The 17,287-nt window shown below is 64.9% G+C and carries 18 protein-coding genes; 14 read left to right on the top strand and 4 right to left on the bottom strand.

From position 1 onward, the window contains the following. Positions 1 to 11 precede the first annotated feature (11 nt). From J2X35_RS06905 to J2X35_RS06895, 3 genes are read left to right on the top strand one after another with little or no spacing between them, the layout of a single operon-like run. The gene (locus tag J2X35_RS06905) at positions 12 to 1,340 is read left to right on the top strand and encodes a pitrilysin family protein (protein WP_310183752.1); all 1,329 of its coding nucleotides are present in this window, start codon (positions 12 to 14) and stop codon (positions 1,338 to 1,340) included. Next, positions 1,340 to 2,698 (top strand): M16 family metallopeptidase, encoded by a 1,359-nt coding sequence (locus tag J2X35_RS06900; RefSeq protein ID WP_405023185.1) that lies wholly within the window; start codon positions 1,340 to 1,342, stop codon positions 2,696 to 2,698. Before J2X35_RS06905 ends, J2X35_RS06900 begins: the two co-directional genes overlap by 1 nt. Further along, positions 2,695 to 3,540 (top strand): patatin-like phospholipase family protein, encoded by an 846-nt coding sequence (locus J2X35_RS06895; RefSeq protein ID WP_310183235.1) that lies wholly within the window; start codon positions 2,695 to 2,697, stop codon positions 3,538 to 3,540. The genes J2X35_RS06900 and J2X35_RS06895 overlap by 4 nt, the downstream gene beginning before the upstream one ends. A gap of 15 nt (positions 3,541 to 3,555) precedes the next feature. Here the strand turns inward: J2X35_RS06895 and J2X35_RS06890 are convergent, their stop codons facing one another. Next, entirely contained in the window at positions 3,556 to 3,972 is a 417-nt protein-coding gene (locus tag J2X35_RS06890; protein WP_310183233.1) for a VOC family protein, read from the bottom strand. Positions 3,973 to 4,141: 169 nt separating this feature from the next. On the opposite strand from J2X35_RS06890, the gene J2X35_RS06885 reads away from it, so the two are divergent. The 6 genes from J2X35_RS06885 to lpxK all read left to right on the top strand — a co-directional run bounded on the left by J2X35_RS06885 (position 4,142) and on the right by lpxK (position 9,746). Beyond that, positions 4,142 to 5,485, top strand: coding sequence for a TldD/PmbA family protein (locus J2X35_RS06885; RefSeq protein ID WP_310183232.1), 1,344 nt, complete (start codon positions 4,142 to 4,144; stop codon positions 5,483 to 5,485). Then, positions 5,472 to 6,278, top strand: coding sequence for a 3'(2'),5'-bisphosphate nucleotidase CysQ (locus J2X35_RS06880; RefSeq protein ID WP_310183231.1), 807 nt, complete (start codon positions 5,472 to 5,474; stop codon positions 6,276 to 6,278). The genes J2X35_RS06885 and J2X35_RS06880 overlap by 14 nt, the downstream gene beginning before the upstream one ends. Before the next feature lie 73 nt (positions 6,279 to 6,351). Next, positions 6,352 to 6,597, top strand: a complete 246-nt coding sequence (locus J2X35_RS06875) for a DUF4170 domain-containing protein (RefSeq protein ID WP_056109915.1) — start codon at positions 6,352 to 6,354, stop codon at positions 6,595 to 6,597. 20 nt (positions 6,598 to 6,617) lie between these two features. Beyond that, on the top strand, positions 6,618 to 7,385 hold the full coding sequence (locus J2X35_RS06870) for a lysophospholipid acyltransferase family protein (RefSeq protein ID WP_310183230.1): 768 nt from the start codon (positions 6,618 to 6,620) through the stop codon (positions 7,383 to 7,385). After that, a complete protein-coding gene (gene waaA, locus J2X35_RS06865) occupies positions 7,385 to 8,701 on the top strand; it encodes a lipid IV(A) 3-deoxy-D-manno-octulosonic acid transferase (RefSeq protein WP_310183227.1) in 1,317 nt (438 codons plus the stop codon). The genes J2X35_RS06870 and waaA overlap by 1 nt, the downstream gene beginning before the upstream one ends. Position 8,702: 1 nt before the next feature. Then, positions 8,703 to 9,746 carry a tetraacyldisaccharide 4'-kinase gene (lpxK, locus tag J2X35_RS06860; protein WP_310183225.1) on the top strand — a complete coding sequence of 348 codons (1,044 nt, stop codon included), beginning with the start codon at positions 8,703 to 8,705 and terminating at the stop codon, positions 9,744 to 9,746. Here lpxK and J2X35_RS06855 read toward each other — a convergent pair. Beyond that, complete coding sequence (locus J2X35_RS06855) at positions 9,743 to 9,976, bottom strand: DUF2093 domain-containing protein (RefSeq protein ID WP_310183222.1); 234 nt, start codon at positions 9,974 to 9,976, stop codon at positions 9,743 to 9,745. The genes lpxK and J2X35_RS06855 overlap by 4 nt on opposite strands. A 124-nt stretch (positions 9,977 to 10,100) precedes the next feature. Here J2X35_RS06855 and J2X35_RS06850 point away from each other — a divergent pair, with 124 nt between their 5' ends. Continuing rightward, positions 10,101 to 10,691 (top strand): hypothetical protein, encoded by a 591-nt coding sequence (locus tag J2X35_RS06850; protein ID WP_310183220.1) that lies wholly within the window; start codon positions 10,101 to 10,103, stop codon positions 10,689 to 10,691. 1 nt (position 10,692) lies between these two features. Here the strand turns inward: J2X35_RS06850 and J2X35_RS06845 are convergent, their stop codons facing one another. Then, the gene (locus tag J2X35_RS06845) at positions 10,693 to 11,616 is read right to left on the bottom strand and encodes a LysR family transcriptional regulator (protein WP_310183218.1); all 924 of its coding nucleotides are present in this window, start codon (positions 11,614 to 11,616) and stop codon (positions 10,693 to 10,695) included. 105 nt (positions 11,617 to 11,721) lie between these two features. Here J2X35_RS06845 and J2X35_RS06840 point away from each other — a divergent pair, with 105 nt between their 5' ends. After that, positions 11,722 to 12,615, top strand: coding sequence for a DMT family transporter (locus J2X35_RS06840; RefSeq protein ID WP_056109906.1), 894 nt, complete (start codon positions 11,722 to 11,724; stop codon positions 12,613 to 12,615). Between the two features lie 35 nt (positions 12,616 to 12,650). Here the strand turns inward: J2X35_RS06840 and mutL are convergent, their stop codons facing one another. Next, positions 12,651 to 14,510: a DNA mismatch repair endonuclease MutL gene (mutL, locus tag J2X35_RS06835; protein ID WP_310183217.1), complete on the bottom strand. Its 1,860-nt coding sequence runs from the start codon at positions 14,508 to 14,510 to the stop codon at positions 12,651 to 12,653. Positions 14,511 to 14,693: 183 nt separating this feature from the next. Between mutL and J2X35_RS06830 the strand changes: the two genes are divergently transcribed. From J2X35_RS06830 to J2X35_RS06820, 3 genes are all read left to right on the top strand, one after another. Continuing rightward, the gene (locus J2X35_RS06830; RefSeq protein WP_056115555.1) at positions 14,694 to 15,176 is read left to right on the top strand and encodes a hypothetical protein; all 483 of its coding nucleotides are present in this window, start codon (positions 14,694 to 14,696) and stop codon (positions 15,174 to 15,176) included. A gap of 12 nt (positions 15,177 to 15,188) precedes the next feature. After that, positions 15,189 to 15,707 carry a hypothetical protein gene (locus tag J2X35_RS06825; RefSeq protein ID WP_310183214.1) on the top strand — a complete coding sequence of 173 codons (519 nt, stop codon included), beginning with the start codon at positions 15,189 to 15,191 and terminating at the stop codon, positions 15,705 to 15,707. Positions 15,708 to 15,819: 112 nt separating this feature from the next. Next, on the top strand, positions 15,820 to 17,223 hold the full coding sequence (locus J2X35_RS06820; RefSeq protein ID WP_310183211.1) for an L-serine ammonia-lyase: 1,404 nt from the start codon (positions 15,820 to 15,822) through the stop codon (positions 17,221 to 17,223). The last annotated feature ends 64 nt before the right edge of the window (positions 17,224 to 17,287 follow it).

The raw sequence follows: 17,287 nt of genomic DNA, 5'->3' as shown, positions 1-17,287 counted from the left end.
TCGTCATCCTGATGTTGTCGCTGATTTCGACATCCGCCTTCGCCCGGCCGTCGCCGGATGACAGCAAGATCACCAATTTCCTGCTCGACAATGGCATGGAGGTTGTTGTCATCCCCGACCATCGCGCGCCCATCGTCACCCATATGGTCTGGTACAAGGTCGGCAGCGCCGATGAGCCGCCGGGCAAATCCGGCATCGCGCATTTCTTCGAGCATCTGATGTTCAAGGCGACATCGACCCACGCGGCCGGCGAACTCGACCGTGCGGTGGCGTCGATCGGCGGCAACAACAACGCCTTCACCTCCTACGACTACACCGCGTTCTTCGAGACCGTCGCACCGTCGGCGCTTGGCCGGATGATGGAATTCGAGGCCGACCGCATGCGCAACCTGATCCTCACCGACCAGGTGGTGGCGACCGAGCGCGACGTGGTGCTGGAGGAGAGGCGCGCGCGCGTCGACAGCGATCCGCAGTCATTGCTGGAGGAAGAGGTCAACGCCACGCTGTACCAGAACCAGCCTTATCGCGTGCCCGTCATCGGCTGGATGCAGGAGATGGAGAAGCTCAACCGCGCCGACGCCAGGGCTTTTTACGACCGTTATTATCAGCCCAACAATGCCGTGCTGATCGTAGCCGGCGATGTCGAGCCAGCGGCGGTGAAGGCGCAGGCCGAAAAAACTTATGGAAAGCTCGCGCGGGGCCCGGCTCTGCCGCCGCGTATCCGCCCTGACGAGCCGGAGCAGAACACCAGCCGCACGGTGACGCTGACGGATGCCCGCGTCAGCGTGCCCAGCTTCTCGACGCAATGGGTCGTGCCCTCCTATCATACTGCCAAGCCCGGCGAAGCAGAGGCGCTGGACCTTCTGGCCGAAATTCTCGGCGGTGGCGGCAGCCGCAGCCGCCTGTACCAGCAATTGGTGGTCAAGCAGGGCATCGCGGCCATGGCCGGCGCGTCATTCCAGGGCTCGATGCTCGACGACACCAGCTTCGCCGTTTATGCCTCGCCGCGGGGCGGCGCCAAGCTCGCTGATTTGCAGGCGGCGGTGAATGCCGAGATCGTCCGCATCGTCCGGGACGGCGTCACCGGCGAGGAACTGGAAAAGGCGAAGAACCGTTACGTCCGTTCCATGATCTTCGCGCGCGACAAGCAGAACTCGATGGCGAACATGTATGGCAGCACGCTCGCAACTGGCGGCACCGTCCAGGATATCGAGCAATGGCCAGACAGGGTCCGCAAGGTGACCGCGGCGGACGTGAAGCAGGTGGCGTCGCGCTATCTGGTTCTGGGTCGCTCGGTGACGGGCTATCTGCTGCCGCCGACGACACGGCTGGAGAATTGATGATGCCGAGCTTCGAAGCCGTGCGGACGCGCGTCGCCATTCCAGCCCTGACCATGGTTCTGTCGTTGCTGTTCCTCATCCTGCCGGCGATCACGGCGCGTGCCGCCGTCACCATTCAGGAGGTGAAATCCGACAAGGGCATCACCGCCTGGCTGGTCGAGGACTATTCGGTGCCGATCGTCACAGTGCGTTTTGTTTTCGACGGCGGCAGCACCCAGGACCCGCCCGGCAAGGAGGGGCTGGCCAACCTCATCACCGGACTGTTCGACGAGGGCGCGGGTGATCTCGACAGCGAGGCGTTCCAGATCCGGTTGGACGACGCGGGGGCGGAGATGCATTTCGGCCAGACCCATGACAATATCTACGGTGCCATGCGCATGCTGGCCGAGCAGAAGGACGAGGCGTTCGATCTGCTGCATCTGGCGGTGCAGTCACCGCGTTTCGACACGGGACCGGTCGAGCGCATCCGTGGGCAGATCCTGGCTGGCATTGCCGCCAGCGAACGCGACCCGCAGAAAGTCGCAGCGACGAAATGGGCTGAGGCGCTCTATGGCGGCCATCCCTATGCGCGCCCTGACGAAGGGACGAAGGAAAGCGTGGCGGCGATCACGACGGATGACCTGCGCCAGTTCCATCGCGCCATGTTTGCCCGCGACGGCCTGCATGTGGCGGTGGTCGGCGCCATCGACGCCGCAACGCTGAAAACCAGGCTGGACGCGGTGTTCGGCGGCCTGCCGGAACACCAGTCGCTGACCCCGGTGGCGGATGTCGATCTGAAGCTCGGCAATGAATTGCATGTCCCTTACGACCTGCCGCAGACGTCCATTCAGATGGCTTATCCCGGCGTGCCGCGCGATGCGCCGGATTTCTATGCCGCCGTGCTGATGAACGAAATTCTTGGCGGCGGCACCTTCACTTCGCGTCTGTTCGGGGAGGTGCGCGAGAAGCGCGGGCTGGCCTACAACGTCAGTTCCGGGTTGGTGAACGAAGACCATGTCTCGGCGCTGATGGTGGGCACGGCCACCCGCTCGGACCGCGCAACAGAGACGCTTGGCGTGGTGCGCGACGTCATCAGGCGCATGGCCGATGAAGGCCCGACGGAAGCTGAACTCGCCGCCGCCAAGACCTACATGGTCGGCGCCTACGCCATCAACAACCTGGATTCCTCCGGCGCCATCGCTTCGACCCTCATCGAGTTGCAACTGGCGAAGCTCGGCATAGACTACATGCAGCGGCGTGTCGGTTACATCGAGGGCGTGACATTGCAGGACGTCAAGGCGGTGGCCAAAAAGCTGCTTACCCCGGAACCGGCGGTCATGATCCTGGGACCAGCCCAGAAGGACGGGAGCGCCGGATGAGCCCGACTTTCGGCGTGGCTTTCGGCGGCGGCGGCGCGCGCGGCCTGGCGCATATCCATGTCATCGAAGCGCTCGACGAGCTGGGCGTCCGACCCGTCGCCATAGCGGGTTCGTCCATCGGCGCCATCATGGGCGCCGGCATGGCGTCCGGCATGGCAGGCCGGGACATCCACGACTATGCCCGCTCCATCCTGAGTACGCGTGCGCAGGTTGCGAGCCGCATGTGGCGGGCGCGTCCGGGCACATTCGCCGAAGCTATGGAAGGCGGTTTGCGCGTCAGCCAGTTCAACATCGAGCGTATTCTCAAGGCGTTCCTGCCCGAGCAGGTGCCGGAGACCTTCGCCGAACTGAAGGTCCCGCTCAAAGTCACCGCAACCGATTTCTTCGGCCACAAGTCGACGGTTTTTCAGGATGGCGACCTGCATTCGGCGCTTGCCGCCTCGGCGGCGATCCCCGCCGTTTTCAAACCGGTGGTGCGCGGCGGCCGCATGCTGATCGATGGCGGTATCTACAATCCCGTGCCGTTCGACCTGATCGAGCACGACGCCGATATCATCATCGCGGTCGATGTGGTCGGCGCACCAACCGACGGCGAACGTAAACGGCCGACCTCGGTCGACCTGATGTTTGGCGCGACGCAACTGATGATGCAATCCATCATCGCCAACAAGCTCACCCAGTGCCGCCCGGATATCCTGATCCGGCCGCCGGTGTCGCGGTTTCGCGTGCTCGACTTCCTCAAGATCGACGCCGTGATGGCGGAAACCGCGGCGGTCAAGGACGAGGTCAAACACGCCGTCGAGGCGGCGCTCAAATCACAATACGAGCCGCGGAAGCACTGAAGCGTTCGCGTATGCTCAGTGCGCGAATACCTGCTCCATCGTGCGGAAACCCTTGAATTCGAGCGCATTTCCCGAAGGGTCGCGGATGAACAGGGTCGCCTGTTCGCCGGGCTGACCCTTGAAGCGCACCATTGGCTTCTCCAGCCAGTCGATGTCGTCGCGAGCCTCCAGCCGGGCGGCTAGCTTTTCCCAGTCGTCCATCAGAAGCACGGCGCCGAAATGCGGGATCGGTACGGCGATGCCGTCCACCTTGCCGTCGCTGGCGGCGGCTGACGCCTGCGGCCTCAGATGCGCCGACATCTGGTGGCCGAAGAGGTCGAAATCCACCCAGGTATCGGACGACCGTCCGATGGCGCAGCCGAGCACGTCACCATAGAACGCGCGCGTCTCATCGAGGTCGCGGACAGGAAAAGCGAGGTGGAAGGGTGTCATGGCGCAGAAATCCGTTCTGTCGATTGGGATACTGACGGTCTCAATGATCCGTCATGATCGATCCGCCGCGCGGCGGATGGTCGCTTCTCCCATTGCACAACTATGACCGGAACAATAGATGGTGCAGCAGCGACGCTGCCGGGTGCGGCCGAAAAATCAGGGCTCTAACATGAACGATACGCTGGATTCCGCCAAACTGACCGACCGCGTTGCCGGATTGGTGGAAGCGGCGAAACAGGCCGGCGCGGATGCCGCCGACGCGGTGGTTGCGATGAGCCGTTCCACCGGCGTGTCGGTGCGGCTCGGCAAGGTCGAGAACACCGGCGCTTCGGAAAGTGAAGACATGTCTTTGCGCGTTTTCGTCGACGGCCGCGTGGCGAGCGTCTCGGCGACCGTCAATTCCGATGCGAAGGCATTGGCCGAGCGCGCGGTGGCGATGGCCAGGGTGTCGCCCCAGGATCCGTACCAGAGTCTCGCAGACCCGGCTTTGCTCGCGCGCCAGACGATGGACCTCGATCTTTTCGACCCTACGGTCGTTTCGGCCGACAGGCTGCGCGACGACGCCCTGGCCGCGGAGGAGGCGGCGATGGCGGTAAGCGGCGTGACCAATTCCTCAGGCAGCGGCGCCGGCACCGGCTATTTCGGCATGGTGCTGGCGACGTCGCATGGGTTCCTCGGCCAATATGGCAGCAGTCAGTTCTCCCGTTCCACAAGCGTCATCGCGGGCGAGGGGACGAAGATGGAGCGGGACTATGAATTCTCGTCGAGACTGCATTTCGCCGAACTCGATTCACCGCAGGACATAGGACGCAAGGCAGGCGAGCGGGCGGTGAAACGGCTCGGCGGCCGCAAGGTGAAGACGGGCACGGTCGATGTCATTTTCGACCCGCGCGTCGCTCGTGGTCTTGCCGGACATCTGACCGGAGCCATCAATGGCGGCGCGGTGGCGCGCAAGACCAGCTTCCTGCGTGACTTGATGGGCAAGCGGGTGGCTTCCGCGTCAATCACCGTGACCGACGACCCGCTGCGTAGGCGCGGCCCTGCGTCGCGGCCCTTCGATGGCGAAGGCGTGGAGGGCGAGAAGCTTTTCATCGTGGAAAAAGGCGTGCTGCACCATTGGCTGCTTTCGACGTCCTCGGCGCGTGAACTCGGCCTGACGACCAACGGGCGCGGCGCGCGCAACGGTTCGTCCGTCGGGCCGTCGCCAACCAATTTCGCCATCGAGGCCGGAGAGGCTTCCCCGCAAGAGATGATCCGGTCGCTGAAATCCGGCTTCTACGTCAACGAGTTGTTCGGTCACGGCGTCGATATGATTACCGGCGAATACAGCCGCGGCGCTTCCGGCTTCTGGATCGAAAACGGCGAGCTTGCCTATCCGGTGTCGGAAGTGACGATCGCCTCGAACCTTAAATCCATGTTCATGAGCATGGTGCCGGCCAGCGACCTCGACCGCAATTTCGGCATTGCGTCACCGACGCTGCTGATCGAGGGGATGACGCTTGCCGGAAACTGACACAGCCGGCATTGCCGCTGCCGCCGAAGATTTCGACCTCTTGAAGAATGCCGCGCGCGAAGCCGGCGTCATCGCCATGGGCTATTTCGGCAAGAGCCCCGAAGTGTGGATGAAGGGTGGCACGTCTCCGGTCAGCGAGGCGGACTATGCCGCCGACACTTATCTGAGGGAAACGCTGCTGGCGGCGCGGCCCGACTATGGTTGGCTGTCCGAGGAGACGGCGGACGATCCGGCGCGGCTGTCGGCGCGGCGGACCTTCGTTGTCGATCCGATCGACGGTACGCGCGGCTTCCTGGAAGGACGGAGCACATGGTGCGTCAGCGTCGCCGTGGTGGAAGCAGGGAGGTCGCTGGCAGGTGTGCTCGAATGCCCCGCCAGACAGGAGACCTATTGGGCAATGCGGGGGCAGGGCGCCTTCCGCAACGGTCGTCCCATTCGGACCGGAGAGCTGGGGGAAATCCTCAATATCGCCGGGCCGAAGGCGCTGCTGGACCGGCTTCCGCAGGCGTGGCAGGGCCGGATGAACCGGGTGCCGCATATACCCTCGCTTGCCTACCGGCTGGCGATGATCGCCGATGGCAGTCTGGATGCGACTTTCGTCAAACCGAACGCCCATGACTGGGACATCGCCGCCGCCGAACTGATCCTGACGGAAGCCGGCGGGCATCTTTTCGACAGCCGCCGCCGCACGCCTTCTTATGCTGGCGAAATCACGGAACTCGGCGCGCTGGTCGCCGGCAGTACTGCACTGGTCGATGAGCTCATCGACGTGCTGGCCGACGCGCAGAGCTGATCGCGTTTCAAGGTTTCAAAGTCGGCTGCTTTGGTCTAGACCAGTCGCAAATCACGCAATGTGAGGACATGACATGGTCGGAGAAGACGGGAAAAAGCAGCTTCTGCACCTGGTTTTCGGCGGCGAACTGGCGAAGCTGGGCAGCACGGAGTTCCGCGATCTCGACAACCTCGACATCGTTGGAATCTATCCTGACTACCAGACGGCTCAGACGGCCTGGAAGGCCAAGGCACAGGCCAGTGTCGACAATGCACATATGCGGTATTTCGTCGTCCATCTGCACCGCTTGCTCGATCCGCAAAGCGGTGCCGGTTCGTAATGCGAGACGGCAAGGCAGAAATGTCGCGGACCGCCGTTTCCGCACCCGGCAAGCGACGTGATCGCCGGCTGAAGTCGTTCTGGAAACGTGTCCGCCGGCCGCTGGCCGAATCGCGGTTCGTCAAGGGCGCCATCGCCAGCCTGTTCACGCAGGCGATGCGCTTCATCCGGCTGACCAATCCGGCCGTGGCGGGCTCCATCGTCTTTGCCGGCAGCCGCTACGAGGATCTGGAGCCTGGCATCATCGCGCTCTGGCATGGCCAGCACATTTTGCTGCCGGCGTTCTATCCCAGCCGCACGCCCTTGGTGGCGATGGTTTCGCGTAGCGCCGACGCCGAGATCAATGCGCTTGTCATCGAGAAGTTCGGCATCGAGTCGGTGCGCGGTTCGGGTGGGCGCAGCGATACGCGGCAGATGGACAAGGGTGGGGCCAAGGCGCTCATCGCCCTGAAAAAGTCGCTCATGTCAGGCAAGAACGTCTGCATGATTGCCGACATCCCGCATGGAACACCGCGCGAATCAGGCATGGGCGTCGTGCTTCTGGCAAAGCTCTCCGGACGCCCGATCTTTCCCGGCGCGCTGGCGACGAGCCGCCGCAAGGTGATCGAGAAAAGCTGGGACAAGACAACGATCAATCTGCCCTTCGGGCGTTCGGCCATCGCGGTCGGCGAGCCCATCTTCGTCCCCGCCGACGCGGACGAAACCGAGATGGAAAACAAGCGCCGCGAATTGACCGCCGAGCTGAACAGCGCCACGGCCAAGGCATATCGCCTCGTGGACGAGCGCTGATGAGCGAGCGCTGGGCCAGGACGATGCTGTCCCTCTACCGCTTCGCCGGGGCTGCCGCCTATCCGCTGGCGCGGCCCTATGTGGCGTGGCGGGCTTCCAACGGGAAAGAGGACCGCAGCCGCAGCCGAGAGCGCCGGGGGGTCGCCAGCCAGCCGCGGCCGGAGGGGCCACTGATCTGGGTGCACGCGGCGAGCGTCGGTGAAACGATCGCGGTCATCCCGCTGGTCGAAAGCATTCTGGATTTCGGGGTCAATATCGTGCTGACGACCGGCACGGTGACGTCGGCGAAAGTGGTCGAGGACCGCTTGCGCGGGCGCGTCATCCATCAGTATGTCCCGCTGGACCTGAAGCCGGCGGTCAGCCGTTTTCTCGATCATTGGCGGCCGGACCTGGCGATCATCGCCGAGTCGGAAATCTGGCCGATAACCATCCTTGAACTCGGCGCCCGGAGCGTGCCGCAGGTGCTTGTCAACGGCCGGCTGTCGGACCGTTCCTTCGCCTCGTGGAAAAAGCGCGCGCACATCGCCGAGGCGCTGTTCGAGAATATGGCGCATGTGGTGGCCCAGTCGGAACTCGATGGGGAGCGCTTTAGCGCGCTTGGCGCCCGGCCCGTCACCGTTTCAGGCAATCTCAAGGTCGATACGGCCCCACCCCCGGCCAACGAAAAGGCTCTCGCGGCGCTGACCAGGCAGATCGGCCAGCGTCCGACATGGGCCGCGGTGTCCACCCATGACGGCGAGGAGGCGGTGGCGGCGGAAGTCCATGCGGCGCTGCGCCGCCGGCACAAGGGCCTGCTGACAATCATCGTGCCGCGCCATCCCAACCGGGGCGATGCGGTCGCCGCGCATATTGCGGGAATGGGGCTGAGCCTCGCCCGCCGCAGCAGCGGCGACAAGATCACCGCCGACACGGATATCCTGCTGGGCGACACGATCGGCGAGATGGGGCTTTATCTGCGGCTCACCGAGATCGCTTTCGTTGGCCGTTCGCTGACCTCGGAGGGCGGGCAGAACCCGCTGGAACCGGCGATGCTGGATACGGCCGTGCTGGCCGGGCGCAACGTGCAGAATTTCCGCGAATCCTATCAACGCCTGCTGGATAGCGGGGGCGCCAAGCTCGTGCGCGACCGCAACATGCTGGCCGGGGCGGTTAATTTCCTGCTTTCCAACGAAGTGGCCCGCCACGAGATGATCGCCGCCGGCGCCGCTACAGTGGGCGAGATGCGCGGCGCGCTGTCGCGCACCCTGAAAACACTCGAGCCTTTCATCCAGCCGCTGATCGTCAAGGCCAGGCTCAAGCGGGCGAACGGCCGGTAGAATGGCCAGCGAAGCGCCGCCCTTCTGGTGGGAAAAGCCGGACTGGCGGGCGCGGGCGCTTTTTCCGCTGTCTGCGGCCTATGCCGCGGTCGCCGGTCGCCGCATGAAGTCGGCGAGACGCGAAAGGATTGCAGCACCCGTTCTGTGCGTCGGCAACTTCACCGTCGGCGGCAGCGGCAAGACGCCGGTGGCCATTTCGCTTTGCCGGCAGGCGCTCTCGATGGGGCTGAAGCCCGGGTTCCTGTCGCGCGGCCATGGCGGCAGCTTCGCCGAGCCGCATATCGTCGATGTCCATCATGACAGCGCCAAGCATGTCGGCGACGAACCGCTGCTGCTCGCAGCCCACGCGCCGGTGGCGGTGACGCCAGACCGGGCGGCCGGTGCGCGGCTGCTCATCGACAAGCATGGCTGCGATTTCCTCATCATGGATGACGGATTCCAGAGCGGCCGCATCCATATCGATTTCGCGCTGATCGTCGTCGATGCCCGGTATGGGCTGGGCAACGGGCATGTGATACCGGGCGGGCCGTTGCGCGCGCGGGTTGCGGACCAGCTGCCCTTCGCCGATGCGCTGCTGCGGATGGGTGACGGCACCGAGGCGGATGCGGTGGTGCGGCAGGCGGCGCGCGCGGGAAAGCCGATTTTCGCCGCGCGTACCCAGCCGCGCATCGATGACGGAATCGCGGGCGGGAGATTCCTTGCCTTCGCTGGCATTGGCCATCCGGATAAATTCTTCCGAAGTGTCGAAGAAGCGGGCGGAACGGTGATGCAACGCCGATCCTTCCCGGATCATCATTTCTATGCGCAGGACGAGTTGAGCGATCTAGCGGCGGATGCGGAGAAGGAAGGCCTTGGCCTGATCACCACAGCCAAGGATGCCGTGCGGCTGGCCCAGGAGCCCTTACCGGAAGGATTCAGGGAAAAGCTGGACGTGCTTGAAATCGAAACGGTTTTCGATCTCGAGAACACGCCTGAGCGTATCGTCAATGAGACGCGGGAAGCGTGGCGGCGGCGTCGGCTGGCCAATCCGGGAACGGGCAGCTAGCCGCGCTTGCGCAACTCCGGATGGGCTTCGATCTCACGGCCGAGCGAAACGACGGCACTGGCGTATGGCTCCTGCCGGGCGACGCTCCAGTATTTCAGGTCGTCCAATGGAATGGATTCACCGGTGACGGCGCAGCGCACGAACGCACCCGGGCTGGTGATCTGGAAATCGCCATCGAGATAGCGGATGCGGGCTTCCCTGCCGCCTGGGCCTTCGAAACGGTTCATCATCTTGCTGTGCCGGTCTCCATACGATTTCATCGCCACAAATAGGGGCCAGGGTCAAGCGCAACCAGCCTGACGCAACGTTCGGTTGCTAGCAAGGCTGCGAAAGTTGTAGGAAAGCCGGGACTGCATGGCCATTTCCGCCGTTCGCCTGATGTCGCTGATTGCGGAAGCGGTGAAGTCGCAGCCGCTGGCCAAGGCCGACCCGGCAAAGGTCGCGCTGGTCAAGGCGCTGGTTGCTCCCGCGCCACCAACAGGTTCATCTGCGAGCACGATCAGCACTCTGATACCGTCGGCGGCGTTGCCTCTGTCGGAGACGGTGCGGTCGCAACAGGATGGATCGGCGGCTGTCCTGCGCGCCTACGGGCTCGCGGGAGCGGCCTTTTCGACCGAAGTCGCGGCGGAGGAACCGCGTCCTCCGGGCGGCGCTTCCGATCCTCTGGCTCGTACGGATGTGCCTGCGCCAGGGGCGCGCGCGGCCGAACCACCCGCATCAAACCGTCCCGCTCCTTTTCCATTGCATGGGTTCGCGGTGCTTCCGCCTGCCGCGCAGGCTGACGCCTTGGCGGTCAAGTCCGGTAAGGGAGCCGTCCAAAAACGTTCGATACGCGGTGTACAGGCTCCCGCAGAATCAACCGGCGAGAAAATCTCGGTCGGCCTGATCGTGACCGCTTCAGCGGTTGTCGCCGCAATGTTGCTGGCGCTGATCCTGGCGTTCTAGGCTACCGCTCGGCTTTCAGGAACGCATCGATGCGCCCGCGATCCACGCCGGCCTGTTTGCCGATGCGCTGCGCCAACTCGGCGGCTGCGGCGCGGGGACGGCCAAGCGGGCGATCCATCCAGTAGGACACCGGATTGAGGGCCGTGCGCTCGTCCACCGGAACGATGCGTCCGGATTTGAGCTGATGTTCGGTCAGCGGCGGCCTTGCCAGCGCGACGCCCAGACCATGGGCGGCAGCGTCGAGGACGAGGTTGTAATCCTCGAAGCGGCGATCCTGCGGACGCGGGCGATAGTCGATGCCCTGTGCGCCGAGCCATGCCCGCCATCCGGACGCGTCGGAATCGTTGATGAGCGGGTATTTGAGCAGCCGGGAAGGGTTGCCCTTGCCGATGTCGTGCGCCAGTTCCGGCGACGCGACCGGAAAGATGTGCTCTTCGAACAGTTGCAGCGATATGCGATCCGGGATGCGTCCGCGCCCGCAGCGGATCGACAGATCGATGCCCTGGTCGGCGAGGTCCGCCTGGCGGATGTCGACATCGAGAATGATGCGCAGCCGCGGTTCGCCGCTTTCGAGTGCTGGAAGCCTCGGCATCAGCCACAGGCCGCTGACGGACGGTATCGACGTCAGCCTGACGACGGCGGTGCCGCGCGGCTCTACCCAGCGGTCGGAGTTCGAGGCGATCAGCGCGAACGCTTCCGTCGTGCGCAGGTGCAGACGGTTGCCTTCGATGGTGAGGGCGACGCCGCGCGCGCCGCGGTCGAACAGCTTCAACCCGAGCCAGTCCTCGAGCTTGGCGATCTGCCGGCTGACGGCGCCGTGAGTGAGGTTTAGCTTGTCGGCCGCTGCCGAAAAGCTGCCGCTGCGCGCCGCCGCGTCGAAGGCGCGCAGGGTTTCGAGTGGCAGCATGTCGTAGCTGTGATCCATGCTCACAGCTCATCGCCGATTTCGTCGTTTGTCAATGGCGGGAAACGGGTGTCATGTGCCGGCCTACCACAGCTAATGCTTAGCCCGTTCAACAGAGCACAAGCCATGAGCGCCACAGTGAGCCTTTCGAATACGACACCGCGCATCGACACGACCGCCGCCATCGCCGTCGCCCTGACGGTTGTCGGCTGGGCATCGGCATTTCCGGCCATCCGCGCCGGACTTGCCGCTTTCGGCCCTCTGGAACTCGGCGCCCTGCGCTTCGCCATCGCGGCGGTGCCCGCAGCCCTTTACCTCGCCATCCGCCGCCCGGCGCTGCCCCGGAAAGAGGAGCTTTGGCGGTTCGCCGTCGGCGGTGTGATCTTCATCGCGCTCTACACGGCGCTGCTCAACATCGGCGAACTGACTGTTTCCGCCGGCGCGGCGTCCTTCATCATCAATGTCAGCCCGATTTTCACCGCCATCATGGCTATGGCGTTGCTCGGCGAGCGCTTTTCCAGGCTGGCATGGCTCGGCACCTTCGTATCGTTCGCCGGCATCGGCATCATTGCCATCGGCGAAGGGCAAGGGTTGAGCTTCAACGGCGGCGCGCTTCTGGTGCTCGGGTCGGCGCTGTGCTCCTCCATCAACACCATCGTGCAGAAGCCGCTGCTCGTCCGGCACCATCCGCTGACCATCTCGGCCTGGAACATGGTGCTCGGCGCGCTGTGCCTTTCGTTCTTCCTGCCAAGCGCCTTGCGCGAAGCGGCGGTAGCCGACAATGCCGGCATCGGCGCCGTCGTCTTCCTCGCCATCGTCCCCGGCCTGATCGCCTATGCGGCGTGGTCGACGGCGCTGTCGCGCCTGCCAGCGGCGCGTGCCTCGAACTTCCTCTATCTCATCTCGCCCATGGCGACGATCATCGGCTTCTTCTGGCTGGGCGAAGTGCCTTCGCTCGGCGGCATTCTCGGCGGTGCGCTGGCGCTGGGCGGCGTGGTGCTGGTGAATTTGAAGCGGTAGCGCTCGCGCCCTCTCCACAAGGAGAGGGTAAAAACTCATCGCCGCCCGAACAACCGCTCGATATCGGCCAGCTTCAGCTCGATATAGGTCGGGCGGCCGTGGTTGCAGGTGCCGGAGCCGGGCGTCGCCTCCATCTGCCGCAGCAGGGCATTCATCTCCTCCGGCTTCAACCTGCGGCCGGAACGGACCGAGCCGTGGCAGGCCATGGTCGCGGCGAGGCGGTCGAGCCGGGCCTTCAGCCTATCGACAGTGTCGTTGTCGGCAATCTCGTCGGCGAGGTCGCGCACCAGTTGCACGACATTCGTTTCGCCAAGCATGGCGGGTGTTTCCCGCACGGCGACCGCGCCGGGACCGAAGCGTTCCAGCCGCAGACCGAAACGGGCGAAGGTTTCCGCATGCAGCGCCAGCCGCTCGGCGTCCTCCTCCGGCAGATCGACGATTTCGGGCAGAAGCAGCATCTGCGCCGGCAGCGGCCGCGAATGCAGCGCGGTTTTCAACGCCTCGTAGACCAGCCGTTCATGCGCCGCGTGCTGGTCGACGATGACCAGCGAGTCGGCGGTCTGCGCGACGATGTAGTTTTCATGCACCTGCGCGCGGGCCGCCCCCAATTCCATCTGCAAAAGCGACGCGTCAGCCTCGCCAAAGCCGGCGCGGGCGTCGGCGCTGTGCAGCGAACCGGTGTCGAAGACTTGCGGATCCTCGCCAAAGCCCGCGGCGACAACCGTTTCAAAGTCGAGCGGGCGCTGGTGCGAGCGTTCAATGTCGAACGCCGCCGAGCCCGAGGTCCGGTAAGACCCGTAGCCGCCGTGACCGGTCGTGGAGGCGGCGGCACGGGCATACCTCGCCGCGCCGGGCCGGAACGCCGCCATCATGCCGGCGGCGCCGGTGGTCGCCGGGCGAATGCCGGCCCCCGCCAGCGCCTGCCGGACGCCGCCGACGATCAGCCCGCGCACCATGCCGGGATCGCGGAAACGCACATCGGCCTTGGCCGGATGCACATTGACGTCGACCGTCGCCGGGTCGAGCGTCAGGAACAGCGCCGTCACCGCATGGCGGTCGCGCGGCAGAACATCGGCATAGGCGCCGCGCAGCGCGCCGGCGATGAGCTTGTCGCGCACCGGACGGCCGTTGACATAGGCATATTGCTGCAAGGCGTTGGCGCGGGTGAAGGACGGGATGGAGACATGGCCGGTCAGGCGCACGCCCTCGCGCTCGGCATCGAGATGCAGCGCATTGTCGGGAAATTCCGCGCCCATGATCTGCGCGATTCGGCGCAGCCTCCCTTCGGCGTCTTCCATCGTCGCCGGCAGTTCCAGCGTCGAGCGGTCGGAACCGGCGAGGGTGAAGCGGACGGCGGGAAATGCGATGGCGATGCGCTTCACCACATCGGCGATGGCCGAGGCCTCGGCGCGCTCGCCCTTCATGAATTTGAGGCGGGCGGGTGTGGCGAAGAAGAGGTCGCGCACCTCGACCGTCGTGCCCTTGTTGGCGGCGGCTGGCCTGACCGCCGACACGCGGCCGCCCTCGATGCCGATCTCGGCGGCGGTATCGCCGGTCGCGGTGCGGGAGCGGATGGAAAGTCGCGACACCGAGCCGATGGAGGGCAGCGCCTCGCCGCGAAAGCCCAGCGACCGGATATCGTGTATGTCGCTTGACAGCTTGGACGTGCAATGACGCGCGACCGCAAGCTCCAGTTCCCGCTCCGGGATGCCTGAACCGTCGTCGGTGACGCGGATCAGGCCGAGGCCGCCGCCCGCGGTGACGATCTCGACCCGCGTGGCGCCGGCATCGAGCGCGTTCTCGACCAGTTCCTTGACGACGCTGGCCGGGCGCTCAATGACCTCGCCGGCGGCGATCTGGTTGATCATCGTTTCGGAAAGCTGGCGAATGGGCATCGGAAGACTATACGGGGATTCGACGCAGCCGGGATAGCAGCGCGGCGATGAAACCTCTGCAAAACCTTCGGCTTCATTCATGCCCGATCGATGTTCGAGCGCAATGGGCTTGATCGACCGCAAAAAAGCCGGGATGAAATGTCTGGTGCCAATGCGAATCCCGTTTCCGATGGATCGACGCCGATGAAAATGCCGTTCCTGTTCGTTGCCCTTGTGCTGGCCGCGCCCCCCATTGCTGTAGCTGGTCCCGCTGCGGACGCCGTCAAGTTCTTCTACACGCCGGTCAAGTTCGAGCCGGACGCCAAATATCGCGACCGCTTCACCGAACCGGTGACGAAGCTTTTCGCCCTCAATGACGAGGCGCTGCGGAAAAACCCCGACCAGATGCCGTGCATCGATTTCGATCCGGGGCTGGACGCGCAGGATTTCGACCAGAAGACGGTTTCGCGCACGCTGAAGCTTGACGAAACGATCAGTGGCGACACGGCGGAGGTCACCGCACGCTTCGATCTCTTCCCGGAGGGAGAAGGCGAGGGGTCCCGCCGCGAAATGATCTGGTCGCTCAAGCAGGTCGGCGGTTCCTGGAAGGTCGCCGACCTGACGTCGAAGACCAATGGCTGGACGCTCAGCACGCTGGAATGCATGACGGGCGAAAGCCTGGACTAGGAGAAGTCTGACATGCGTAGCCGGCGGTGGGTTTTCATGATCGCGTGCCTGCTGCCATTGGGGGCGAGTGCGTCCGCCGAAGGGTTGCTGGGCGCAGCGCCCGCGCAACCGGCCCCGGCGGCTTCAGGCGGCGGCAATGTCCCGTTGAAGATGGATGGTCCCCTGGCGCTGGTGAAGCCGTTTTACGAGAAGCTCGGCTCCGAACTCGACCCGGTCCAGCGCGGCAACTTCATCGATCCCGCCAGGACCGTGCTCGACAAGGCGGATGCCTTGCGTAAATCCGAGGGCGAATGTCTCGACCCGAACATGGCGCTGGACAATGCGCCGGCCGACAAGGCGCAGATCGGCGGCAGCCTCAAGATGCTCGATGCCATCAGCGGCGACAGCGCCAATGTGGTGGTTGCGTTCGTCGTCGATGGCAGTCCGCACCGGCTGGAATGGAAGCTGAAGAAAATCGGCGATGCGTGGAAAATCGCCGACCTTTTGTCAGTGACCGGCGAATGGGCGCTCAGCCAGTATCAGTGCGAGTAGAAGGCATGTCGCGGCGGGAGCAGGCAAGGTCGGCACACGCGCAGCCACGACGTGCAAATGAGCAGAATTTCTAGCTGAACTCTCAATATTCGTCGCGCCAGCGGAGGCGTCATTGTTCCTCTCGGTTTTCGACCTGTTCAAGATCGGCATCGGCCCGTCGAGCTCCCACACGATGGGACCGATGACGGCCGCCGGCCGTTTCCTCGACGAACTGGCCGGCAACGACTGGCCGCGCCCCGCCGGCGCGACGGTGGACCGTGTCGCGGCCAGCCTGCATGGCTCGCTCGCCTATACCGGCATCGGCCATGGCTCGGACAGGGCGGTAGTCCTGGGGTTTGCCGGGCAGAACCCGTCGCAGGTCGATCCCGACGAGGCCGATGCCATCGTCGCCGGCATCGCGGCAGTCAGGCGCGTCTCGCCGCCCGGCCACCCGTTCTACCGGTTCGATCCGGCAATCGACCTCGTGCTTGACAAGAAGACGCCGCTTCCCGGCCATGCCAACGGCATGACGTTCTACGCCTACGACGCCGGCGACCGGCTGCTGCTGAAGCGCATCTATTATTCGGTCGGCGGCGGCTTCGTCGTTTCCGAGGAGGAATTGCAGCGGGCGAAGGCCAGGGGAAGCATCACCACCGAAGGCAAGAAGGTGCCCTATCCCTTCCGCAACGCGGCCGAGATGCTTGCGATGGCAGCCAGGAGCGGCCTGTCGATCGCCGAGATGAAGCGCATCAATGAAGAAACGCAGATGCCGGGCGAAGAACTCGACGCCGGTTTGGATGCCGTCTGGACCGCCATGCGCGCCTGCATCGACCGGGGCCTGGCGCAGGAGGGCATCATGCCGGGCGGGCTGAAGGTGCGCCGCCGGGCGCGGCAATTGCACGACAAGCTTCAGGAGGAGTGGCGGCTGAACCGTCCGAACCCGCTGCTCGCCAATGACTGGCTCTCCATCTACGCCATGGCGGTCAACGAGGAGAACGCCGCTGGGGGCCGCGTCGTCACCGCGCCAACCAATGGGGCGGCAGGGGTGATGCCTGCGGTGATGCGCTACTGGCTGCATTTCCACCCCGAAGCCGACCAGACTTCGATCCGCGATTTCCTGCTCACGGCGGCGGCGGTTGGTGGCATCATCAAGAGCAATGCCTCGATCTCCGGCGCCGAAGTCGGCTGCCAGGGCGAGGTGGGGTCGGCCTCTGCGATGGCGGCGGCCGGCCTGTGCGCCGTCATGGGCGGCACGCCCGCGCAAGTGGAGAACGCCGCCGAGATCGCGCTGGAGCATCATCTCGGCATGACCTGCGATCCGGTCGCCGGGTTGGTGCAGGTGCCCTGCATCGAGCGCAACGCGCTTGGCGCGGTGAAGGCGGTGACGGCCGCCTCGCTGGCGATCAAGGGCGACGGTTCGCATTTCGTGCCGCTGGACGCCGCCATCGAGACCATGCGCCAGACAGGCCGCGACATGAGCGAGAAATACAAGGAGACGAGCCTCGGAGGCTTGGCGGTCAACGTGGTGGAATGCTGAAGCTCGCTTCCTTTCCTGTGAGCGGGGGGAAAGCGACCCTGTGCAAAACCCGTGGCGATGTTGA

This window comes from Mesorhizobium sp. BE184, assembly GCF_031457045.1.
In the GTDB taxonomy this organism is placed as follows: domain Bacteria; phylum Pseudomonadota; class Alphaproteobacteria; order Rhizobiales; family Rhizobiaceae; genus Mesorhizobium.
This window is presented reverse-complemented; position numbering and strand designations above follow the sequence as displayed.

What these genes read in the sequence shown, in the direction of transcription:
- J2X35_RS06905 (WP_310183752.1), top strand. Translation starts at nt 12, where the DNA reads ATGTTGTCGCTGATTTCGACATCCGCCTTCGCCCGGCCGTCGCCGGAT.
- J2X35_RS06900 (WP_405023185.1), top strand. Translation starts at nt 1,340, where the DNA reads ATGATGCCGAGCTTCGAAGCCGTGCGGACGCGCGTCGCCATTCCAGCC.
- J2X35_RS06895 (WP_310183235.1), top strand. Translation starts at nt 2,695, where the DNA reads ATGAGCCCGACTTTCGGCGTGGCTTTCGGCGGCGGCGGCGCGCGCGGC.
- J2X35_RS06890 (WP_310183233.1), bottom strand. Translation starts at nt 3,972, where the DNA reads ATGACACCCTTCCACCTCGCTTTTCCTGTCCGCGACCTCGATGAGACG.
- J2X35_RS06885 (WP_310183232.1), top strand. Translation starts at nt 4,142, where the DNA reads ATGAACGATACGCTGGATTCCGCCAAACTGACCGACCGCGTTGCCGGA.
- J2X35_RS06875 (WP_056109915.1), top strand. Translation starts at nt 6,352, where the DNA reads ATGGTCGGAGAAGACGGGAAAAAGCAGCTTCTGCACCTGGTTTTCGGC.
- J2X35_RS06870 (WP_310183230.1), top strand. Translation starts at nt 6,618, where the DNA reads ATGTCGCGGACCGCCGTTTCCGCACCCGGCAAGCGACGTGATCGCCGG.
- waaA (WP_310183227.1), top strand. Translation starts at nt 7,385, where the DNA reads ATGAGCGAGCGCTGGGCCAGGACGATGCTGTCCCTCTACCGCTTCGCC.
- lpxK (WP_310183225.1), top strand. Translation starts at nt 8,703, where the DNA reads ATGGCCAGCGAAGCGCCGCCCTTCTGGTGGGAAAAGCCGGACTGGCGG.
- J2X35_RS06855 (WP_310183222.1), bottom strand. Translation starts at nt 9,976, where the DNA reads ATGATGAACCGTTTCGAAGGCCCAGGCGGCAGGGAAGCCCGCATCCGC.
- J2X35_RS06850 (WP_310183220.1), top strand. Translation starts at nt 10,101, where the DNA reads ATGGCCATTTCCGCCGTTCGCCTGATGTCGCTGATTGCGGAAGCGGTG.
- J2X35_RS06845 (WP_310183218.1), bottom strand. Translation starts at nt 11,616, where the DNA reads ATGGATCACAGCTACGACATGCTGCCACTCGAAACCCTGCGCGCCTTC.
- J2X35_RS06840 (WP_056109906.1), top strand. Translation starts at nt 11,722, where the DNA reads ATGAGCGCCACAGTGAGCCTTTCGAATACGACACCGCGCATCGACACG.
- mutL (WP_310183217.1), bottom strand. Translation starts at nt 14,510, where the DNA reads ATGCCCATTCGCCAGCTTTCCGAAACGATGATCAACCAGATCGCCGCC.
- J2X35_RS06830 (WP_056115555.1), top strand. Translation starts at nt 14,694, where the DNA reads ATGAAAATGCCGTTCCTGTTCGTTGCCCTTGTGCTGGCCGCGCCCCCC.
- J2X35_RS06825 (WP_310183214.1), top strand. Translation starts at nt 15,189, where the DNA reads ATGCGTAGCCGGCGGTGGGTTTTCATGATCGCGTGCCTGCTGCCATTG.